General features: G+C 53.7%; 19 protein-coding genes. 13 read left to right on the plus strand and 6 right to left on the minus strand.

Annotation, left to right across the window (positions count from 1 at the left end; all coding sequences use genetic code 11):
• Positions 1-32: 32 nt before the first annotated feature.
• The 5 genes from NST04_RS09000 to NST04_RS09020 are packed head-to-tail and all read right to left on the minus strand — an operon-like array spanning position 33 to position 4,445.
• The gene (locus NST04_RS09000; protein ID WP_445667879.1) at positions 33-374 is read right to left on the minus strand and encodes a DMT family transporter; all 342 of its coding nucleotides are present in this window, start codon (positions 372-374) and stop codon (positions 33-35) included.
• Positions 371-1,261: an HAD family hydrolase gene (locus NST04_RS09005; RefSeq protein WP_341183966.1), complete on the minus strand. Its 891-nt coding sequence runs from the start codon at positions 1,259-1,261 to the stop codon at positions 371-373. Before NST04_RS09005 ends, NST04_RS09000 begins: the two co-directional genes overlap by 4 nt.
• Positions 1,262-1,301: 40 nt before the next feature.
• A complete protein-coding gene (locus NST04_RS09010) occupies positions 1,302-2,651 on the minus strand; it encodes an ABC transporter substrate-binding protein (protein WP_341183967.1) in 1,350 nt (449 codons plus the stop codon).
• A gap of 34 nt (positions 2,652-2,685) precedes the next feature.
• Positions 2,686-3,528: a carbohydrate ABC transporter permease gene (locus NST04_RS09015; RefSeq protein ID WP_341183968.1), complete on the minus strand. Its 843-nt coding sequence runs from the start codon at positions 3,526-3,528 to the stop codon at positions 2,686-2,688.
• 35 nt (positions 3,529-3,563) lie between these two features.
• A complete protein-coding gene (locus tag NST04_RS09020) occupies positions 3,564-4,445 on the minus strand; it encodes a carbohydrate ABC transporter permease (RefSeq protein WP_341026959.1) in 882 nt (293 codons plus the stop codon).
• A gap of 223 nt (positions 4,446-4,668) precedes the next feature.
• Between NST04_RS09020 and NST04_RS09025 the strand changes: the two genes are divergently transcribed.
• The 13 genes from NST04_RS09025 to NST04_RS09085 all read left to right on the plus strand — a co-directional run bounded on the left by NST04_RS09025 (position 4,669) and on the right by NST04_RS09085 (position 16,925).
• Positions 4,669-5,274 carry a GbsR/MarR family transcriptional regulator gene (locus NST04_RS09025; RefSeq protein ID WP_341183969.1) on the plus strand — a complete coding sequence of 202 codons (606 nt, stop codon included), beginning with the start codon at positions 4,669-4,671 and terminating at the stop codon, positions 5,272-5,274.
• Positions 5,271-6,242, plus strand: a complete 972-nt coding sequence (locus NST04_RS09030) for an EamA family transporter (RefSeq protein ID WP_341183970.1) — start codon at positions 5,271-5,273, stop codon at positions 6,240-6,242. Before NST04_RS09025 ends, NST04_RS09030 begins: the two co-directional genes overlap by 4 nt.
• Positions 6,243-6,270: 28 nt before the next feature.
• Positions 6,271-7,143 carry a helix-turn-helix domain-containing protein gene (locus tag NST04_RS09035; RefSeq protein ID WP_341183971.1) on the plus strand — a complete coding sequence of 291 codons (873 nt, stop codon included), beginning with the start codon at positions 6,271-6,273 and terminating at the stop codon, positions 7,141-7,143.
• Between the two features lie 240 nt (positions 7,144-7,383).
• Positions 7,384-7,686: a LiaF transmembrane domain-containing protein gene (locus NST04_RS09040; protein ID WP_036731138.1), complete on the plus strand. Its 303-nt coding sequence runs from the start codon at positions 7,384-7,386 to the stop codon at positions 7,684-7,686.
• A gap of 47 nt (positions 7,687-7,733) precedes the next feature.
• Positions 7,734-8,414: a PspA/IM30 family protein gene (locus tag NST04_RS09045; protein WP_341183972.1), complete on the plus strand. Its 681-nt coding sequence runs from the start codon at positions 7,734-7,736 to the stop codon at positions 8,412-8,414.
• Positions 8,415-8,418: 4 nt separating this feature from the next.
• On the plus strand, positions 8,419-8,898 hold the full coding sequence (locus NST04_RS09050; RefSeq protein ID WP_209994095.1) for a PspC domain-containing protein: 480 nt from the start codon (positions 8,419-8,421) through the stop codon (positions 8,896-8,898).
• A gap of 3 nt (positions 8,899-8,901) precedes the next feature.
• On the plus strand, positions 8,902-9,609 hold the full coding sequence (locus tag NST04_RS09055; RefSeq protein WP_341183973.1) for a PspA/IM30 family protein: 708 nt from the start codon (positions 8,902-8,904) through the stop codon (positions 9,607-9,609).
• 280 nt (positions 9,610-9,889) lie between these two features.
• The gene (gene liaF / locus NST04_RS09060) at positions 9,890-10,537 is read left to right on the plus strand and encodes a cell wall-active antibiotics response protein LiaF (RefSeq protein WP_341016750.1); all 648 of its coding nucleotides are present in this window, start codon (positions 9,890-9,892) and stop codon (positions 10,535-10,537) included.
• A 38-nt stretch (positions 10,538-10,575) separates the two neighbouring features.
• Complete coding sequence (locus NST04_RS09065; RefSeq protein ID WP_341183974.1) at positions 10,576-11,610, plus strand: sensor histidine kinase; 1,035 nt, start codon at positions 10,576-10,578, stop codon at positions 11,608-11,610.
• Between the two features lie 15 nt (positions 11,611-11,625).
• Positions 11,626-12,285, plus strand: coding sequence for a response regulator transcription factor (locus tag NST04_RS09070; protein WP_341016752.1), 660 nt, complete (start codon positions 11,626-11,628; stop codon positions 12,283-12,285).
• Between the two features lie 147 nt (positions 12,286-12,432).
• Positions 12,433-13,233: a hypothetical protein gene (locus NST04_RS09075; protein WP_341183975.1), complete on the plus strand. Its 801-nt coding sequence runs from the start codon at positions 12,433-12,435 to the stop codon at positions 13,231-13,233.
• A 209-nt stretch (positions 13,234-13,442) separates the two neighbouring features.
• Positions 13,443-14,993: a glucose-6-phosphate dehydrogenase gene (gene zwf, locus NST04_RS09080; protein ID WP_036731156.1), complete on the plus strand. Its 1,551-nt coding sequence runs from the start codon at positions 13,443-13,445 to the stop codon at positions 14,991-14,993.
• Between the two features lie 345 nt (positions 14,994-15,338).
• Positions 15,339-16,925: a peptide chain release factor 3 gene (locus tag NST04_RS09085; RefSeq protein ID WP_340751756.1), complete on the plus strand. Its 1,587-nt coding sequence runs from the start codon at positions 15,339-15,341 to the stop codon at positions 16,923-16,925.
• Between the two features lie 123 nt (positions 16,926-17,048).
• Here NST04_RS09085 and NST04_RS09090 read toward each other — a convergent pair whose 3' ends face one another.
• Positions 17,049-17,285: a small acid-soluble spore protein SspI gene (locus NST04_RS09090; protein ID WP_036700271.1), complete on the minus strand. Its 237-nt coding sequence runs from the start codon at positions 17,283-17,285 to the stop codon at positions 17,049-17,051.
• Between the last annotated feature and the right edge of the window lie 104 nt (positions 17,286-17,389).

A 17,389-nucleotide genomic window follows, 5' to 3' on the forward strand; every position in this document is an offset into this window, starting at 1 on the left:
CGAAGCCTCCTTGAAATATTTTCTTCGATAGATTAATGCCCCTTGGCGCTAATGTTCAATCCGACAATTCCGGCTACAATCACAGTTACCCACAGGAGGGAGGAACCCGATAGCCGCTCTTCGAAAAATAAGACCCCCGCCAGCGAAATCAAGAGGATACCCGCACCGGACCATACGGCATAAGCGACTCCAACCTTGATGGAGGTGAGTGCGATACTCAGCGAGGTGAAGCTGATCCCGTAGAACAGGAACATTAGCACAGAGGGCCAGGGCCGGGTGAGGCCATGAGACAGCTTCATGGAGACCGTTCCAGACAGCTCGAAGACAATAGCCAAGGCAAGAAATACCCAGGCCAAGGCCCCTTCGGCCTTCATCGTGCCATCCTTCGTACGCTAAGCTCCGAATAAGACGAAACCACACAATCTGCATCCGGCAAAAGAGTCCCGGCAGCCTGCAAATCTGCCGTAGCAGGCCCGCGTCCGCTGGCATCGGCTGTCCCGCCAGCATCGTCGCGTCCGCGACCCGCCGTCGTCGTCGCCGCGGAAGCCGTGAGCCCGGCGGTGATTCCGCCGGCAATCCCAAGGGCTGCGGCAGCACCCGCTGCCTTCGCCATCCGCATATCTCCGTTCGTATCGCCGATCACGGCGGCTTCAGCCGGAGATACCCCCAGCCGCCCGCAGGCAAGCAGTGCCATGTCGGGGAAGGGTTTGCCCCGCTCCACCTGATCGGTGCCGATCACGGCGGTGAAATACTGGCGGATGCCCAGCCAGCGCAGATGACTCTCTGCTGCCGCAGTTTCATCGGCAGTCACTACGGCCATAGGTATGCCCTGGGCTGCGCAAGCGTCCAGAAAGGGCACCAGCCCGGGGAGCGGGCGGACCGGACGGCTCTGCTCCAGCATCGCATCCGCTGCATTCCGGCAGGCGTCCACCAGTTCAACCGCTTCGGCCCAGGATAGGCCAAGAGTATATCCCTGCCAGGACAGAATGGCATACAGATCGTTCATCGTGCCCATGGCGAGCGGGCCGTTACGGTCGTAATCGGTGATCTTCCCTGCAGCATCATGAACCGTTCCCAGCAGGGAGGCCCGTTGGTGCTCAGGGAAGCTCAAGCCGCGCTGTTCAAGCCCCCGGGCGAACTGGTCCAGGAAGCACTCGCCCCAGCTTCCCCAGAGAGATACGAACTGCAGCAATGTTCCATCCTTGTCGAACAGGATAGCCGATACAGGATAGTCTCCTTGCGGAGTATTAAGCTCGATCATGCAGCGTCCCCCTTCATTAATAGAAATGTATTCAGCCGTTCTATTTCAGCTTATCCAGTGCGGCCTGAGCCGTCTGTTGTGCTTCCTTCAGCGCGTCGGCTGCCGGAATATTCTCAATCTGTACCTTATCCGCAGCGATCTTCAGCGCATCGTTAATCTTGCCGCCTGTCGGGTCCTGGAAGGGAGCGGAAGCATGAGCCGCCTGCTGCAATGGAATCTTGATCTGCGGGTTGCTCTCACTGAAGGCGACGAAGGCCGGATCTTGCAGCGCTGACTGGCGGACGCTAATATATCCGGTCTGGATGGACCAGAACGCAGTATTCTCGGAGCTTGTAAAGTAGGTCAGCCATTTCATCGCTGCCTGCTTCTCGGCGTCTCCGGCTTGGGCAGGAATACCGGCCATACTCGCCCCGGCGACAGGTTTGCCTTCGCCGGCTCCGGCCCAGCCCGGTTGCTCCATAGCGGAGACGACGCTGAAATCAAGGTCGCCCTGGTCGCCGCTGGAGCCGGTGTATCCGGCCGCCTGGCCTTTCATCACATCGTCAATCGTCTTGTACCAGTACTCCCAGCCTTGCCCGCCGGAGTGGATGCGCATGATCTTGTCGTCATGAATCGACTTACGGAAGAACTCCCAGGTGTCGATCCACTCCGGGGAATCAATCGTGACCTTGGTGCCGTCCTCACTAAGAATACTGCCTCCTTTGCTGAGAGCGGCATCAATCATATTGCCGGAGCCCCACATCGGTTCCCAGCCGTAGAAGGTGGTTTTGCCGCCTTCAGAGACGGTCATCTTTTTCGCGGCCGCAGCGAGATCTTCCCAGGTCTTAATCTGACTGGCGTCTATGCCGCTTTTCGCAAAAGCATCCTTACGGTAGTACATCACCTGGGTCGATCCATACATCGGGAGGAAATACTGCTTGCCATCCACCTGGCCCTGGTTCAGGAAGGTCTGGACGAAATCCTCTTTATTGAAGTCTGGCTGCTTGGCAATCAGCTCATCCATCGGGGCGTAATAACCCTTGCGCGCCCAAGCGATGTTGGAGGAGAGGACCACCGCCGGGACCTGCCCGGCAGCAATCGCTGCCTGAAGCTTCTGTTCGGTCTCTGTATAATCTCCCTGCACGATCCCCTTGACAACAACCTCCTGCTGGGAGGCGTTGAATTTCTGAATGAGCGATTCCATATTTTCACCCAGCTTGCCGCCGAGCCCATACCAGAATTCAATCGTGACCGGTGTGCCTCCTGCCGGAGCGGCATTGGCAGCAGGGACTGCCGCGGCTGCGCCGTCCGCAGTGGATGCATTGCCGGGAGCGGCATTTCCGCCGCAAGCGGTGAGTACGGAAAGTCCGGCGATCAGGGATACTGCAGACCATTTTTTAACTACGTTCATCATCATTCTCCTCTTGGATATTGAAGTTTAGGTATTAGCCTTTGCTTGAGCCTGCGGTCATGTTGACACTTTGCATTATCGTTTTCTGCGCCAGCAGGAAGACTAGCAGCAGCGGGGCAATCGTGAAGGCGCTGGCGGCCATGATGAGCGGCCATTTCAGTCCGTAAGCACCTCCTTCCACGAAGAAGCTGCGCAGACCGGCCGAGACCAGCTGCAGGCTGGGGTCCTTCGTAATGAGCATCGGCCAGAAGTAATTATTGTACTGGTCAATGAAGGTAATCAGCGCCAGTACGGCGAATGAGGATCTTGTGACCGGCACAAGAATCGTCCAGAGAATCCGCATATGCGAGGCACCGTCCACTTCACCGGCCTCCACCAGCTCATGCGAGACTTGAAGGAAGGCCTGTCTGATCAGGAAGATCGAGAAGATACTCACACAGTTGGAGAGAATCAGGCCCGCATAGGAGTTCAGCAAGTGCAGCTCAGAGAGGACCAGATAGCCTGGCAGGTAGACTGCCGTTGCAGGAACCATATAACCGAACAGAATCACTCCGGCAAAAACGCCCTTCAGGCGGAATTTCATATGCGTCAGCGCATAAGCCATCATCCCGGAATTGATCGTCTGCAGGAGGACAATGGAGACAGCGACAAAGATACTGTTACCCATATATCTGGCGAACGGCGCTTCGTTCCAGGCAGCGGCGAAGTTGCCCCACAGCGGAACCTCGGGCCAGAGCGTGGGCGGGGAACGCCAGATTTCATCATTAGTTTTGAGGGCACTCGTAACCATCCAGTAGAACGGGAAGGCCATCAGAAGAGCAAGGGCAGCGAAAAAAAACTGACGGACCAGCCCGCTGATACGTGAGAATATAGTCAAGCGGTTAGACCTCCTTAAGGGCTGATAGTAAGCTTTTATTGATAATGAGTGGTCCGCTTGCTGATCCCGAAGGAGAGAACAGACAGCAGCATGCAGATCAAAACCAGGACGACAGCTACGGAAGAAGCCTCTCCGATCTGGAACGATTCGAAGGCGGACTGATAATACAAATAGAGCAGAGTGCGGGTAGAGCCGGACGGGCCGCCCTGGGTCAGCACATTAATCTGGTCATAAGCCTGAAGCGCCGAGACGAGCTGCACCACGAATAAGAAAAGAGTAGTCGGCGAGATCAGCGGCCATATAATCCGCAGGAACTTCTGCACCGGGCTTGCCCCGTCCAGCTCCCCGGCTTCCAGCAGGTCGGAAGGCACATTGCGCAAGGCTACCAGATAAAAGATCATTGCCCAGCCTACCGACTTCCAGATCGTGACCAGCAGGACGCCGGTTAAGGCCCATTTGGGGTCCTGTAGCCATCCTATGGAGTCCAATCCGAAGAAGTTCAGCACCGCATTCGCGAGACCGGCTTCAGGCTGATAGATCCAGGACCAGACGATAGACACTGCAACGGTCGGCGTCACCCAGGGGGAGAACAGCAGCACTTGATAAAGTGCCGATCCTTTTAGCTTTTTGTTCATTAATAGGGCAAGGCCCAGTCCGAGCAGGATCACCGGCAGCACACTGCCGAGACAGAAGAGAACGGTCACCCTCAGCGCTTTGTAAAAAGCCGGGTTGCTGAGCAGATCGGTATAATTCTGCCAGCCGACAAAAGTTTTCTCCGGGCTCATGAAATCCCATTCCGTGAAGCTGAGATACAGCACATACAGCAGCGGCGCGAGCCAGAACACGGCGAACGGAATCATGGCCGGCAGAGTGAACAGCACGGGCTTGAGGCCGCTGATTAACTTTGAACGTGTCATTTTCGTCCATATTCTCCATTTCATCCACATTGGTTGATGCGGTATAATGCAGAGGACAGCTCCTCTGTTCAAAAAAAATTGTACACTCATGAGACAGGCTTGTGGTCAAGCAGAGGTAAAACCCGTTCGGCTTTTGTGTAAAATTTGTAGGATGATTGCCGCACAGCTGCGGTATTGTGTAATGTAGAGAGAACGATTCTATGTGAAAATGAGGTGCCACCTGATGAAGCAGGCCGCATTCGGCGAGGAACATCCGCACCGTTCGCCCCGGGAGCAGCTGCTCGGCCCGGTGATCGATGCCATAGCCCAAACCATGGATTTATATGGAGCGAATTATTCCTTCGGGCAGCTGTACGGAGTGATGTTCTTCGAGGACAAGCCGATGACACTGGAGGAAATGAAGCAGGTTATGAATATGAGTAAAAGCAATATGAGCTACGGCGTCCGCTCCCTGATCGCCTCCCGGATGGTTACGAAGCTTCCGGAGAAGCGTGAGCGGAAGGAGCTGTACGCGGCGGAGACAGACTTCTTTGAGGCCTTCCGCAACTTCTTCACCCTGAAGCTTCAGCGGGAGATCGATGTGATGCAGGAAGCCATGGGAGCTGCGGTCCCTGACCTCCAGGCACTGGCCCATGCAGCAGACACACCCGAAGAGGAACGCCAGGCCTGCCTCAGAGATCTGGAGAAGCTGGAACATGCGGCCGAGTACTATGCCTGGCTGCAGCGGTTCGTGTCGGGGCTTGCGGAGGGGAATGTTTTTGGCGGCGGACTGCAGGAGAGTAAGACGAACAGCAGTGGTCTTAAGGAAGAAAGGGAGAAAACCTTATGAAGAACAAATCACAGGCTAATTCAGTGTATGTAGTAGGAATTGCGCTCTTATTTGTGTATTTATTTTGGGGAGGCACCTATGTCGGCATGAAGATTGCCATTGAGACGATGCCGCCTTTTTTAATGGCGGGAGTCCGCTTTTTTGCGGCAGGTGTGGTCCTTTATATCATAGCCAGATTAAGCGGAGCGAAGCGTCCGGTAAAGCGTGAATGGCGCGCCTCAACGATTGTTGGCGCCTTGCTGCTGCTTGGGGGCAACGGGGTTGTGGCCTGGTCAGAGCAAAGAGTCTCTTCCTCTATCGCTTCGCTCATCGTGGCGGCCGTGCCTGTCTGGATGATGCTGATGGGCTGGCTTGGGCGCGGCGGCAAACGGCCGAATGCCGGAGTTATCGCAGGAATTGCACTAGGACTGCTCGGCATCGCCGTACTGGTCTTCCAGCCGGGAAAGGGGGAGACGGGGAGCGCTACCGATCTGTTCGGTATTATTACCGTGCTGGCGGCATCCATAAGCTGGGCAGCAGGGTCGATGTACTCCCGAAACGCGGCCATGCCGGACTCACCCTTGATGGCGACAGCGGCGCAGATGCTAACAGGAGGCGCGCTGCTGGTGATTTTCTCTTATTTTACCGGCGACTGGTCCACACTTCATATCTCCGGCATTTCTATGCGGTCTTACCTGGCTCTGGCCTACCTGATCACCTTCGGCTCCATTGTCGGTTATACAGCCTATATATGGCTTCTTAAGAATGCTGATGCTACTCTTGTCTCCACGTATGCCTTCGTTAATCCGGTAGTCGCAGTGCTGCTTGGCTGGCTGCTGGTTGGCGAACAGCTTACCCTGAATACCCTGATCGCTGCCGTGATCATTATCGGGGCGGTGGTTTTGGTTACTCTTTTCCGTAGTAAGCCACACCCGGCAGTAACTCAAGCAGTGCTTGATATACAACCGCAGCAGCAGTCGATACACTGAGAGCATCTTAGCCGAAGGAGTGGGAAGTATGTTTGATATGCTAAAAGTGGGCCGGAATATCGTTAGATTAAGAGGTCTGGCCGGTCTGACTCAAATGGGGCTTGCGGACAAGCTGGGCATCAGTTATCAGGCGGTGAGTAATTGGGAGAGGGGCAACAGTATGCCGGATATCTCCAAGCTTCCGCAGCTGGCAGAAATCTTTGGTGTGGGAATCGATGAGATCCTCGGGGAGGAACAAGGACAGGGCTCCCGCGTGATCGGGAGTGTGCTGGAGCGTGGCGGTACAGATTATTTTGAGCGGGGGGAAGGAACAGCCCAAGAGCTCTCAGACCTTGCGCCAATTCTTCATAATGAGCAGATTGGTGAAGCATTTGAGCATGTGAAGGACGGGGCCGCTGTAGAGGATCTGCTGGCACTTGCGCCGTTCCTGAGCGAGGAAACTCTCGATTCATGCGCCAAGCAGGTGTTTGAAAGGGAAGGTTTAGAGCCCCTGCTGAAGCTCGCCCCGTTCCTCAGTGATGAAGCAATGGATGAACTGGCCAAGCTCGTATATGCCGCGGGGGGTCTGGAGGCACTGGTGGAATTCGCCCCGTTTGTCAGTGATGAAGCAATGGACGGACTGGCCAAGCTTGTATATGCCGCGGAAGGTTTGGAGGCGCTGCTGAAGCTGGCCCCGTTTGTCAGTGATGAAGCAATAGATGAACTGGCCAAGCTCGTATATGCCGTGGAAGGTTTGGAGGCACTGGTATCTCTCGCTCCATATATAAGCGACGAACAACTGGATCAACTTGCTGTAACTATTTCTACAAAAGAAGGCGTTAAAGCGCTCTTGCCGCTCGCCCCGTTCCTCAGTGAGGAAATTCTGGATAGCCTTGCTGCGCAAACCTTCTCCAGACAATGACCTTACTCTATACTCATTAACAGCCGGTACTCTAACAGAGCATCCGGCTTTTTGGTATGCCTTTATCCCATGTGCATACAGCTTTTCGGCCGACAGCCATCGCCCAGACGCCCAAGTCCTGCAACCATCCCCGACTAAGGTCCAGTACATAAAACCGTCCACAGTCTGTTTTGAAAGATGCGGGATTGCCCTAGAATAAGGGTATAAGAAAGAGAGAGCAGCGAAAGGCGGTGATAACAAATGCAAAGAAACAAAGGTAACGGACTTGCGATTGCGCTGATTGTAATCGGAGCGGTAATGCTGCTTGGCATTCTGCCCCACTTGATTTCAGGAATCTTCGGCATCCTGTTCCCGGCAGTGCTGGTTGTGCTCGGATACTACGGAATTAAGAGCGGCCGCAAGATTATCGGCTGGGTGGTGCTGTTCATCGGTGTCATGTCCCTGATCTCCAAGCTTTCCTGGATTATCGGTCCGCTGCTGGGTATTGCTCTGGTAGTGTGGGGCATCTCGGTACTCAGGGGCAAACAAAGCAGAACATACTAATACACACAGTCCATACTTATTAAGAAGCAGGGAGGGAGCAGGAAATCATGAGTGTTTTTCGCAGAATGAGGGACATCACCGTAGCCAACTTGAATGAACGCCTGGAGCAGAGCCAAGATCCGGTGAAGCTGATTGATCAATTTCTACATTCAACCCGTGAAGAGATCGGGGAGGCCGAACGGCTGTACCAGCAGTACGCTTCTCATACGAAGCAATTGCAGCAGCAGGTGAATCAGGCCACAGCCATGAGGAACAAACGTGAAGAGCAGGCGCTCCTCGCACTCAAGGCAGGCGAAGATCATCTGGCCAAGCTGGCATTGCAGGAGAAAATTATCCACGAGGAAAAGCTGGAGCAATACAGCGGGCTGCTGGAGACGAGCCAGCAATCACTTTTCGAACTGGAATCCCAGCTGAATGAGCTCAAAATGGAGTATCAGACGGTATACAGCAAACGCCAGTTCTATGCAGCACGGATGGAGTCGCTGCGGCTGCAGCAACGCATGAATCAAAGAGCGGGTGCTTACGGCGGCGGCGGAGATGTTCCCAAAATGTTCGGCCGTCTGGAAGACAAGATGTCCGACTGGGAGCTTGAAGCCAAAAGCCTGAGCGACTTGCGCCGGATGGGACAGGAATACGCGGTACAGGCCGGAGAGACCGTGGCAACCGTACTCGAAAGAGAAATGGCCCGCCTAAAGGAGAAGCTGAACAATGATGGCAGAAAGGAGTAGTAATATGACCCGATTGTATCGTTCAACAAGAGACAAAGTAATGACAGGGCTGGCAGGCGGATTGTCCGAGACACTCGGCATTGACTCTACCCTGTTCCGGATTCTGCTGGTGATCAGTATTCCATTTAGCGGCGGAGCTACGATCCTCGTATACTTTATCGCAGCAATGGTGATTGCCAAGGAGCCTAACCAGTACAATCCCTTCGGTCCCGGACCCGGCGCGCCGGGTGGCCCGTACGGCGGACCTTACTCCGGCGGACCTGAATATGGCCGCGGACCACAGGCTCCGCATCAAGGACCTCAGGGATATGGCCCCTATGGCGGACAGCCGGGCTACAATCCCGGCTATGACAAGGCAGGCGCTCACGCAGCTCCCGATTCTGGCCTGGATGCCATGATGAAGGATATCGAGAAGAAGGCACTGCAAAAAGAAGTGGAAGAGCTCAAACAAAAACTTGCTAAATACGAGAAGGGAGAAGTGTAAATTATGGGAGTATTCAAACGGATTAAAGATATGACTAAGGCGTCGGTAAACGATATGTTGGATAAGGTAGAGGACCCGATTGTGATGCTGAATCAGTATCTGCGCGATATGGAGGCTGAGATTCATGAGGCTGAAGTAACGGTAGCGAAGCAGATGGCTAATGAACGCCGCATGAAACAGCGTGTGGACGAAGCTGCCAAGGTAGCCGGACAACGTGCTGCACAGGCTGAGCTTGCGCTGAAGAACGGTCAGGAAGAAGTTACACGTAAGCTGCTGGAGGAGAAGATCTACTTCGACCAGAAGCATACCGAGTATGGTGAGCTTCACGCACAGGCTGAAGTACAGGCCAAGGAACTGGTGCAGCAGCTTCATGATATGAAGGATGAGTTCTACAAGATGCGCAACAAACGCAATGAACTGGTATCCCGCGCTCAGATGGCTAAGGCCAAAAAGCAAATGTCCCAGATCAGCAGCGTACATTCCATTGAAAGCGGAAGTGCATCTCTTGGATTCCACCGCATGGAAGAAAAGATCATGCAGCTCGAAGCGGAAGCAGATGTGATGCGCGCTCCGTATAGCCCTTCGGCAACCGCATATGCTAAGCCGGTAGATCCTGAGAAGGAACTGAAAGTGGAGGAGCAGCTTGCCGCACTCAAGAACAAGCTGAATTCCACCCCTGCAGCCCCTCCTTTGAATAAAAAAGAACAATAATCCCTGTTCCTAAAGAACAGCCGGATATGATATGCTGATCAAGGTAAAGCCATACGGTATGGATTCTCCATACCGGTATGGCTTTTGTAGCGGATGCAGTAGGCTGAAGATGTAGCTTCGCAAAATTTCAGCTAATGCTTACGAAGTCAGTTTTGCTTCAAATATAAGAAATTATATGCTATGCATGATAACTTTTCCTTCTATTTCTCGCTGAAACGCACCGTCCCTTAAAAGACGGCGTAATTGTTTCCGCTTGGCAAAACTTTAAGGAGGTGCGGAAATGGATAAACGGAACCGGTTGATTGCCATCGGATTGATTGGTGTAGGCTGCTTGATGATGTTTGGCAAATGGATCGGCTTCTTCTCCATTGTCGCACTCCTGTTCCTGCTGCTGGGAATCTACCGGACGACGTCGGGCAGGGTCAAGCAAGGCTATAAGCTAATGGGAGTCGGAGCGGTGCTGCTGCTGCTGGATCATTTGCTGCTGGTGCTTGGCATTTGTCTGGTTTCGCTGGGGATGTTCTTTGTCAAATCGAAAAGAATGCAGCGCAAGGCGGGGTTTGTGCAGAAGCAAAGCTTTTCTTCCCGGTTCGACTGGGATCTCTCGCCTTGGGTGATGCGCAGCCTGAGCGCCTGGCATGTGCTGGGTGAGGTGGATGTGGATCTTTCCCTGGCCATGGCGGAAGAGCAGGAGACGATTATGCTGTATCAGGGGATTTTTGGTGATGTGGATATTCTGCTGTCTGAGGATTACGGGGTAGAGATTGAGGCATTCGTGCTGTTCGGCTCGATTGAGTCTGGCAGTAACCGCGATACGGGAATGCTGAACCGGCTGAACTGGAAGTCACCCAACTATGACAGCTGCGAACATAAAGTGAAATTTAACATTTCTTATCTGATGGGGGATCTGGACGTACGCTTCCCTTAAGAGTATGTTAGATCAAGAGAGAAGGGAGAGCTCCCGGCATGGACAAAAAAAGCAGTAACATGGTAACGCGCAGTATGGGTGAGGGAGCTCTGTTCTCTTTTATCATGCTGCTCGTTATTACATATATTATGTATACATATGGCTTATTACGGCCATTCGAGGATTGGCGGATTGGCGTAAGGACAGGATTGACGCTAATTCTGCTTCCTATGGCTTTTGGGATCGGGTACGGCTTCTATCAGGGCTTCCGCAGCAAGCGCAAGCTGGAATTACTGCGGGCCACCCTGGTCGCCTGGGAGAAAGGCAATCTCACCCCGGCCATGCCGGACCTAGGCAATGATGAGCTGGGGCGGCTCGGGGAACAGCTCGGGCGGATCAGCGGCAAGTGGGAGAATCAGGTCAATACGCTGCAGCGGCTCTCCACCAATAATGCGAAGCTTGCTGAGCAGGCCCGGGTTACGGCAATCATAGAGGAACGGCAGCGGCTTGCACGGGAGCTGCATGATGCGGTATCGCAGCAGCTGTTCGCCATCTCGATGACGGCAACGGCCGTAGGCCGGACGCTGGAGAAAGACTTTGACAAGGCACAGCGGCAAATCGCACTGATCGAGGAGATGTCGGCCGTAGCCCAGTCGGAGATGAGGGCACTGCTACTGCATTTAAGACCGGTGTATCTGGAAGGCAAGGGGCTGGAGGAAGGTCTGCAGGAGCTGATTAAGGAATTGAAGATCAAGGTGCCGATTGATATTGTGTTCGAGATGGATCAGGGTGTAGAGCTGCTGAAGGGTGTGGAGAATCATTTGTTCCGTATTGTGCAGGAGGCTATCTCGAATACGCTTCGCCATGCCAAAGCGGAGAAGATGGAGATCCGCCTGCACCGCCGGGGGGATACGGTCCGGCTGACGCTGCGCGATGACGGAATCGGCTTCGAGATGGATGACAGCAAGCAGACCTCCTACGGTCTGTCGAATATGCAGGAGCGGATTACTGAGATCGGGGGCTCGATCCAGTTCATCACCGCTCCAGGCAAAGGCTTGCGGATCGATATTACCGTACCGGTAGTCAATGAATAGGGGGCAGGTGTAACGATGGAGATAGAAGAAGATGATGCAATCAAGGTCCTGCTTGTAGACGATCATGAGATGGTCCGGATCGGACTTGCTGCGGTGCTCGGCACCGAGGATGGCATTGAAGTCGTCGGGGAGGCAGGAAGCGGCGAGGAGGGCATCCGTCTGGCCCAGGAGTATACGCCGGATGTGGTGCTGATGGATCTGGTCATGGACGGCATGGATGGCATTGAGACGACTAGACAGCTGCTGAAGCTGTACCCGGATTGTAAGGTTATTGTGTTGACCAGTTATTTGGATGATGAGAAGATGTATCCGGTAATTGAAGCGGGAGCCTTCAGTTACCTGCTCAAGACCTCACGGGCCAGCGAAGTCGCAGATGCGATCCGGGCAGCCGCAAGAGGCCAGTCGGTGTTGGAGTCGCAGGTGGCTTCCAAGATGATGAACCGCTTCCGTTCCAATGCAAGAGGTGAGTCACCGGCCTACAAAGAGCTTACGGAACGAGAGATGGAAGTACTGAAGCTGTTAGCTCAAGGCAAGTCCAACCAGGATATTGCCGATCAATTAATTATCGGAATCAAGACGGTGAAATTCCATGTCACGAATATTCTTGCCAAGCTGGGGGTTGAAGACCGGACCCAGGCGGCTATTTATGCATATAAGAATGGACTGGCGGAGTAAGCCTGGTCTATGGAAGCCATAGAGCACTTTCAAGCGAATCCGCCCGGATGATCTTGGAAGTGTTTTTGCATGCGCTCGTATATCTTTCTCTGAAATTGGATAACCTGTCTAGTAGATTACTAGAACGGATTGAGAGGGAGATGCGAAGTGGGGAATAAAGGGCGGAGCAAGGGAATACTGGTGTTAGTGCTGTCGGGGATATGTACGCTGCTGCTGTTGAGCGGATTCCGCAGCGCGGAACCCGCAGGAGGAAGCGGTGTACTGAAGAGTGCTTCTACAACTGCTGGAGAGCTTCAGAAATCCCTGGCTCTGCTGACCTCACTGGGCGGACAGGCCTCCGCTCCCGGTGCGCCGCTCCGGCTCGTACTGAAATGGCAGGGGGAATACAGCGGTGAAGAGGCTGCAGAGACTGCCGTACAGAGCCTTTCCACCCGGTTAGGGCTCGGTGAAATTAGCAGCGCAGATGATGAAGGACACCGGGCTTGGCGTTCTGCGACGCAGCTCAGCGGCGGCACACAGTTGTCCCTGTTCTGGAGTGAGCTTGGCGGAGGACGCAGCTATTGTATTGTTACGCTGGAGACGGCGGATCTTCTGGGTTCACCGGAGCTGGGGGACGCAGCGGCGGACGCTGGAGAAGCTATGCTTCAGGAGGGGATTGCTGCGGAGTGGAATGCATCGCTGCAGGCACCAGCGAAGGAGCAGGGCGGAACGCAGACAGCACTCCTTGCTACGGAGCAGTTACTGGCTGCAGAGCTTCCCGGAATTCAGGCAGAGGAGAGCTACGCTGACGTCTCTACATCCAGTCATTCGTATAGTGTGCCGGGTCTTCAGCGCACAGTTAGCAGCGGTAGCCATAGCCTGGCCCTACAGCTGGCAGTTCACAAGAACATCAATGCGGATGAGAACCGGCTAACCCTAGGAATGCCATTAATTACAATCGAATACTGAGGTTAAGTGAGGCCATATAAGTGTAATCCGATGAAAGTATAAGAAAGAGTAATGGAAAAGTGCGAAATCCCGAGAAAAACTGTCAGGAATGTGATGGCATCCTCCGTGCAATTATGATAAAATGACATCACGCCTATAGTCGTATGTTGTTTCATACCAGGCGATGAGAATGAATGTCAACTATATTACATACAGAGAGATGAGGAGCCATGGCTGAAAATCAAACCCTTGATGCACTGCATACACCCGGTGCTGTATTCTTTATCTTCGGGGCAACCGGAGATCTGGCCCGGCGTAAGCTATTCCCGGCGATTTACAGTTTGTACCGTGAAGGCAAGCTGACCCAAGATTTTGCGGTCATTGGCGTGGCTCGGCGTCCCCGCACCCAGGATGAATTCCGGGAAGATGTGAAGGAATCCATTCGTGAGTTCTGCCGTTATCAGGCAGGAGATGCTGCGGAATGGAACGAGTTCGTACAGCATTTTGAATACAAGTCACTCGACATCAATAATATTGACGGCTTCCGTGAGCTGAATGAGCAGACGGAGCGTCTGGAAGAGAAGTTCCATATTCCGGGCAACCGCATGTTCTATCTGGCGCTTGCGCCTGAGCTGTTCGGCAGCGTATCCTTCAACCTCAAGGCAGGCGGTATGCTGCAGGCCAGAGGCTGGAACCGTCTGGTCATCGAGAAGCCGTTCGGCTACAATCTCGAATCCGCTGAGGAACTGAACGAACAGATCCGCCAGGTCTTCAAGGAAGAAGAGATTTACCGGATTGACCACTATCTGGGTAAGGAAATGGTTCAGAATATTGAAGTGATCCGGTTCGCCAATGCATTCTTCGAGCCGCTATGGAATAACAAGCATATTGCCAACATTCAGATTACACTCGGCGAGACGGTGGGTGTGGAAGAACGCGGCGGGTATTACGACCATGCGGGGGCGCTACGCGATATGGGCCAGAACCATATTTTGCAGCTGCTGACGATGATCGCTATGGAACCGCCTAGCCGTCTGCTGGCTGAAGATATCCGTGATGAGAAAGTGAAGGTACTGCGTTCACTTCGTCCGTATGCCACCGCTGATGAAGTCCGCGAGAACGTTGTACGCGGCCAATACACTCAAGGTCTCTACAAGGGCAAGACGCTTCCGGCTTACCGCCAGGAAGACAAAGTGGACCCGGAATCGAATACAGAGACATATTTCGCAGCCCGTGTGTTCGTCGATAACTTCCGCTGGGCCGGGGTTCCCTTCTATATCCGTACCGGCAAACGCCTGCCTGTGAAGACCACGGAAGTGGTTGTAGAATTCAAAGGAATGCCGACCAACGTCTACTTGGGCCAGAAGCACAAGCTCGAGCCGAACCTGCTCGTCATCCGCGTCAATCCGATGGAAGGCATCTACGTGAAGATCAATGCGAAGAAGCCGGGCTCGGAATCCGAGATTCAGCCGCTGGCCATGGATTTCTGCCAGAGCTGTATGATCGGCATTAACTCGCCGGAGGCTTATGAGCGTCTGCTGCATGACGCTGCACGCGGCGATTCGACCTACTTCACCCGCTGGGATGAAGTGTCCTCGGCCTGGTCCTTCGTGGACCGGATTGCCAAGGCGTGGAAGGAAGAGAGCAACGACTTGGCTTCCTATCCTGCAGGCTCCTGGGGTCCGGTTGAAGCCGACCAGCTGCTTGCCGGAGAAGGCTTCCACTGGTGGCCGGTCAACGGCCAGGATGAAGACAATGTGGTCTGGCAGGTTAACCGCTAGTCCCTGAAGAAGAATGGTTACAGATCCTCCTGCATCTCGCTGCGGGGGGATCTTTTTGCTGAATCGTGAAATTATATTACAAGATATTTGACTATAGCCGCTTTTTTGTAGATAATCTCTGCCGGATTTTGCTATACTGAGAAGGATGCTTTCAACATAAAGATTTCTAAGCCTAGCGCTATAGATGATCCTATACATGGTAAACGTTACGTTCAAGAAATAGACGTTGATTCTCTGTTGAATCTCTAAGGAAAGGATCTGAATCCATGAATAGCAGTCCGATTTGACCGATCCGGCAATAGAGGCAGAAGTAAGCATGAATTTATAGATGAAGGGATATGTGCAATGAATAAAGCAACGGACCATAAGCTTCAGAGTGAAGTCGACAAGCGCAGAACCTTTGCGATTATTTCCCACCCGGATGCGGGTAAAACTACACTGACCGAGAAACTGCTGCTCTTCGGAGGCGCCATCCGTCTGGCAGGTACCGTCAAAGCCCGTAAGGCAAGCAAGCATGCCACCAGTGACTGGATGGAAATTGAGAAGCAGCGCGGAATCTCGGTAACGTCCTCTGTGATGCAATTTGATTACCTGGACCACCGGGTGAACATTCTGGATACTCCGGGTCACCAGGATTTCAGTGAAGACACCTATCGTACGCTCACTGCGGCTGACAGTGCGGTCATGCTGATCGACGTAGCCAAGGGTGTGGAGACACAGACAATCAAGCTGTTCCAGGTCTGTGCGAAGCGCGGCATTCCGATTTTCACCTTCATTAATAAGCTGGACCGTGAAGGCCGCAGCCCGTTTGATCTGATGGAGGAGCTGGAGAATGTGCTGGGCATCCGCTCGGTGCCGATGAACTGGCCGATTGGGATGGGCCGTGAGCTGTGCGGCGTCTATGACCGGATGAAGAATCAGGTCGAGCTGTTCCAGGGCGATGACCATTCCGTAATTAAAGTACAGAAGGTGGAGAGCTACCGCGACCCGATTATTCGTGAGATGGCGGGGGAGTACCTGCATGATCAGCTATGCGCGGATCTGGAGCTGCTGGATGTGGCGGGTGATCCTTTTGACTATGAGAAGGTGCTGCGCGGGGAGATTACTCCGGTATTCTTCGGCAGTGCGATCAACAACTTCGGTGTGCAGACGTTCCTGGATAATTTCCTGGAGCTTGCACCGAAGCCTGAACCACGCCGCAGTACAGCGGGCTCTGTAGAACCGACGAATGAGAAATTCACCGGCTATGTATTCAAAATCCAGGCGAACATGAATCCCGCACACCGTGACCGTATCGCCTTCCTGCGTATCGTGTCCGGCAAGTTCGAGCGTGGAATGAGTGTGAAGCATGTACGTGCCGGCAAAGACATCAAGCTATCCCAGCCGCAGCAGTTCCTTGCCCAGGACCGGGATATCGTGGAAGAAGCGTATCCGGGGGATATTATCGGTCTGTTCGACCCGGGCATCTTCCGCATTGGCGACACACTCAGTCAGGCCGGAGATATCGAATTTGATGAGCTGCCGACCTTCTCGCCGGAGATTTTCTCCAAAGTCACCATCAAGAATGCACTGAAGTCGAAGCAATTCCAGAAGGGGATTGACCAGCTGACCGAAGAGGGCATGATCCAGGTGTTCCGTACCGTCAACTTCGACGATATTCTGCTGGGTGTAGTCGGACAGCTGCAGTTCGAGGTGTTCGAGTACCGCATGAAGGGTGAGTATGGCGTGGATGTGCAGCTGCAGCGGATGAGCTACCAGTTCGCACGCTGGATCGTGGATGAGAACAAGCCGGATGCCAGTAAATTCCGGATCAACTCCACTCTGGTTACCGACAAGAAGGGCAATTACGTAGTGCTGTTCGAGAATGAATACGCCATGCGGACCGCGATGGAGAAGAATCCGACCGCGAAGTTCCTGGAGACTGCACCTTGATGGGTGTAATATAAGCAGGCTGAGCAGTGAAGTCATATGTATGATTAGGCTATAAAAAACCTCCGCCTCCACCTGTGCAGCTGCACGGTGGGGTGCGGAGGTTTTTGGCGGGATGGGCCTCCTCTAGGAGGTGATAGACCCTGGGGTAAGCTTGTCCAGATGTCTGTGCAGCATAGAGAGAACCCGGTCCTGCTTCGCAGGGTCGAGGTCCTTCCAGATCATCTCAAAGACGACACCCAGTCCGGGAAGCGCGGCTTCCGGCCCGTCTACGGAATTCTCAATGACCTCCCGCAGACCTTCTTCGGACTGGCCGTGTACCTTGTGAATGATGGCCTGGCGCAAATCAAGGGTGACTGGCATAATCGGCCTCCTTAAAGTTGTGTGAGCATCTGCTTCCTGAATCAGCATCGCAAAACTGACTTCGAAAGCAGGGGCTTGTCAGGTAAGCAGCCTTTTTATAAGGT

It is taken from the genome of Paenibacillus sp. FSL H7-0756 (assembly GCF_038006765.1).
Classification (GTDB): domain Bacteria; phylum Bacillota; class Bacilli; order Paenibacillales; family Paenibacillaceae; genus Paenibacillus_AQ.

Coding starts and splice junctions, on each gene's coding strand:
- NST04_RS09000 (WP_445667879.1), bottom strand. CDS start 374: ATGAAGGCCGAAGGGGCCTTGGCCTGGGTATTTCTTGCCTTGGCTATT.
- NST04_RS09005 (WP_341183966.1), bottom strand. CDS start 1,261: ATGATCGAGCTTAATACTCCGCAAGGAGACTATCCTGTATCGGCTATC.
- NST04_RS09010 (WP_341183967.1), bottom strand. CDS start 2,651: ATGAACGTAGTTAAAAAATGGTCTGCAGTATCCCTGATCGCCGGACTT.
- NST04_RS09020 (WP_341026959.1), bottom strand. CDS start 4,445: ATGACACGTTCAAAGTTAATCAGCGGCCTCAAGCCCGTGCTGTTCACT.
- NST04_RS09025 (WP_341183969.1), top strand. CDS start 4,669: ATGAAGCAGGCCGCATTCGGCGAGGAACATCCGCACCGTTCGCCCCGG.
- NST04_RS09030 (WP_341183970.1), top strand. CDS start 5,271: ATGAAGAACAAATCACAGGCTAATTCAGTGTATGTAGTAGGAATTGCG.
- NST04_RS09035 (WP_341183971.1), top strand. CDS start 6,271: ATGTTTGATATGCTAAAAGTGGGCCGGAATATCGTTAGATTAAGAGGT.
- NST04_RS09040 (WP_036731138.1), top strand. CDS start 7,384: ATGCAAAGAAACAAAGGTAACGGACTTGCGATTGCGCTGATTGTAATC.
- NST04_RS09045 (WP_341183972.1), top strand. CDS start 7,734: ATGAGTGTTTTTCGCAGAATGAGGGACATCACCGTAGCCAACTTGAAT.
- NST04_RS09050 (WP_209994095.1), top strand. CDS start 8,419: ATGACCCGATTGTATCGTTCAACAAGAGACAAAGTAATGACAGGGCTG.
- NST04_RS09055 (WP_341183973.1), top strand. CDS start 8,902: ATGGGAGTATTCAAACGGATTAAAGATATGACTAAGGCGTCGGTAAAC.
- liaF (WP_341016750.1), top strand. CDS start 9,890: ATGGATAAACGGAACCGGTTGATTGCCATCGGATTGATTGGTGTAGGC.
- NST04_RS09065 (WP_341183974.1), top strand. CDS start 10,576: ATGGACAAAAAAAGCAGTAACATGGTAACGCGCAGTATGGGTGAGGGA.
- NST04_RS09070 (WP_341016752.1), top strand. CDS start 11,626: ATGGAGATAGAAGAAGATGATGCAATCAAGGTCCTGCTTGTAGACGAT.
- zwf (WP_036731156.1), top strand. CDS start 13,443: ATGGCTGAAAATCAAACCCTTGATGCACTGCATACACCCGGTGCTGTA.
- NST04_RS09085 (WP_340751756.1), top strand. CDS start 15,339: ATGAATAAAGCAACGGACCATAAGCTTCAGAGTGAAGTCGACAAGCGC.
- NST04_RS09090 (WP_036700271.1), bottom strand. CDS start 17,285: ATGCCAGTCACCCTTGATTTGCGCCAGGCCATCATTCACAAGGTACAC.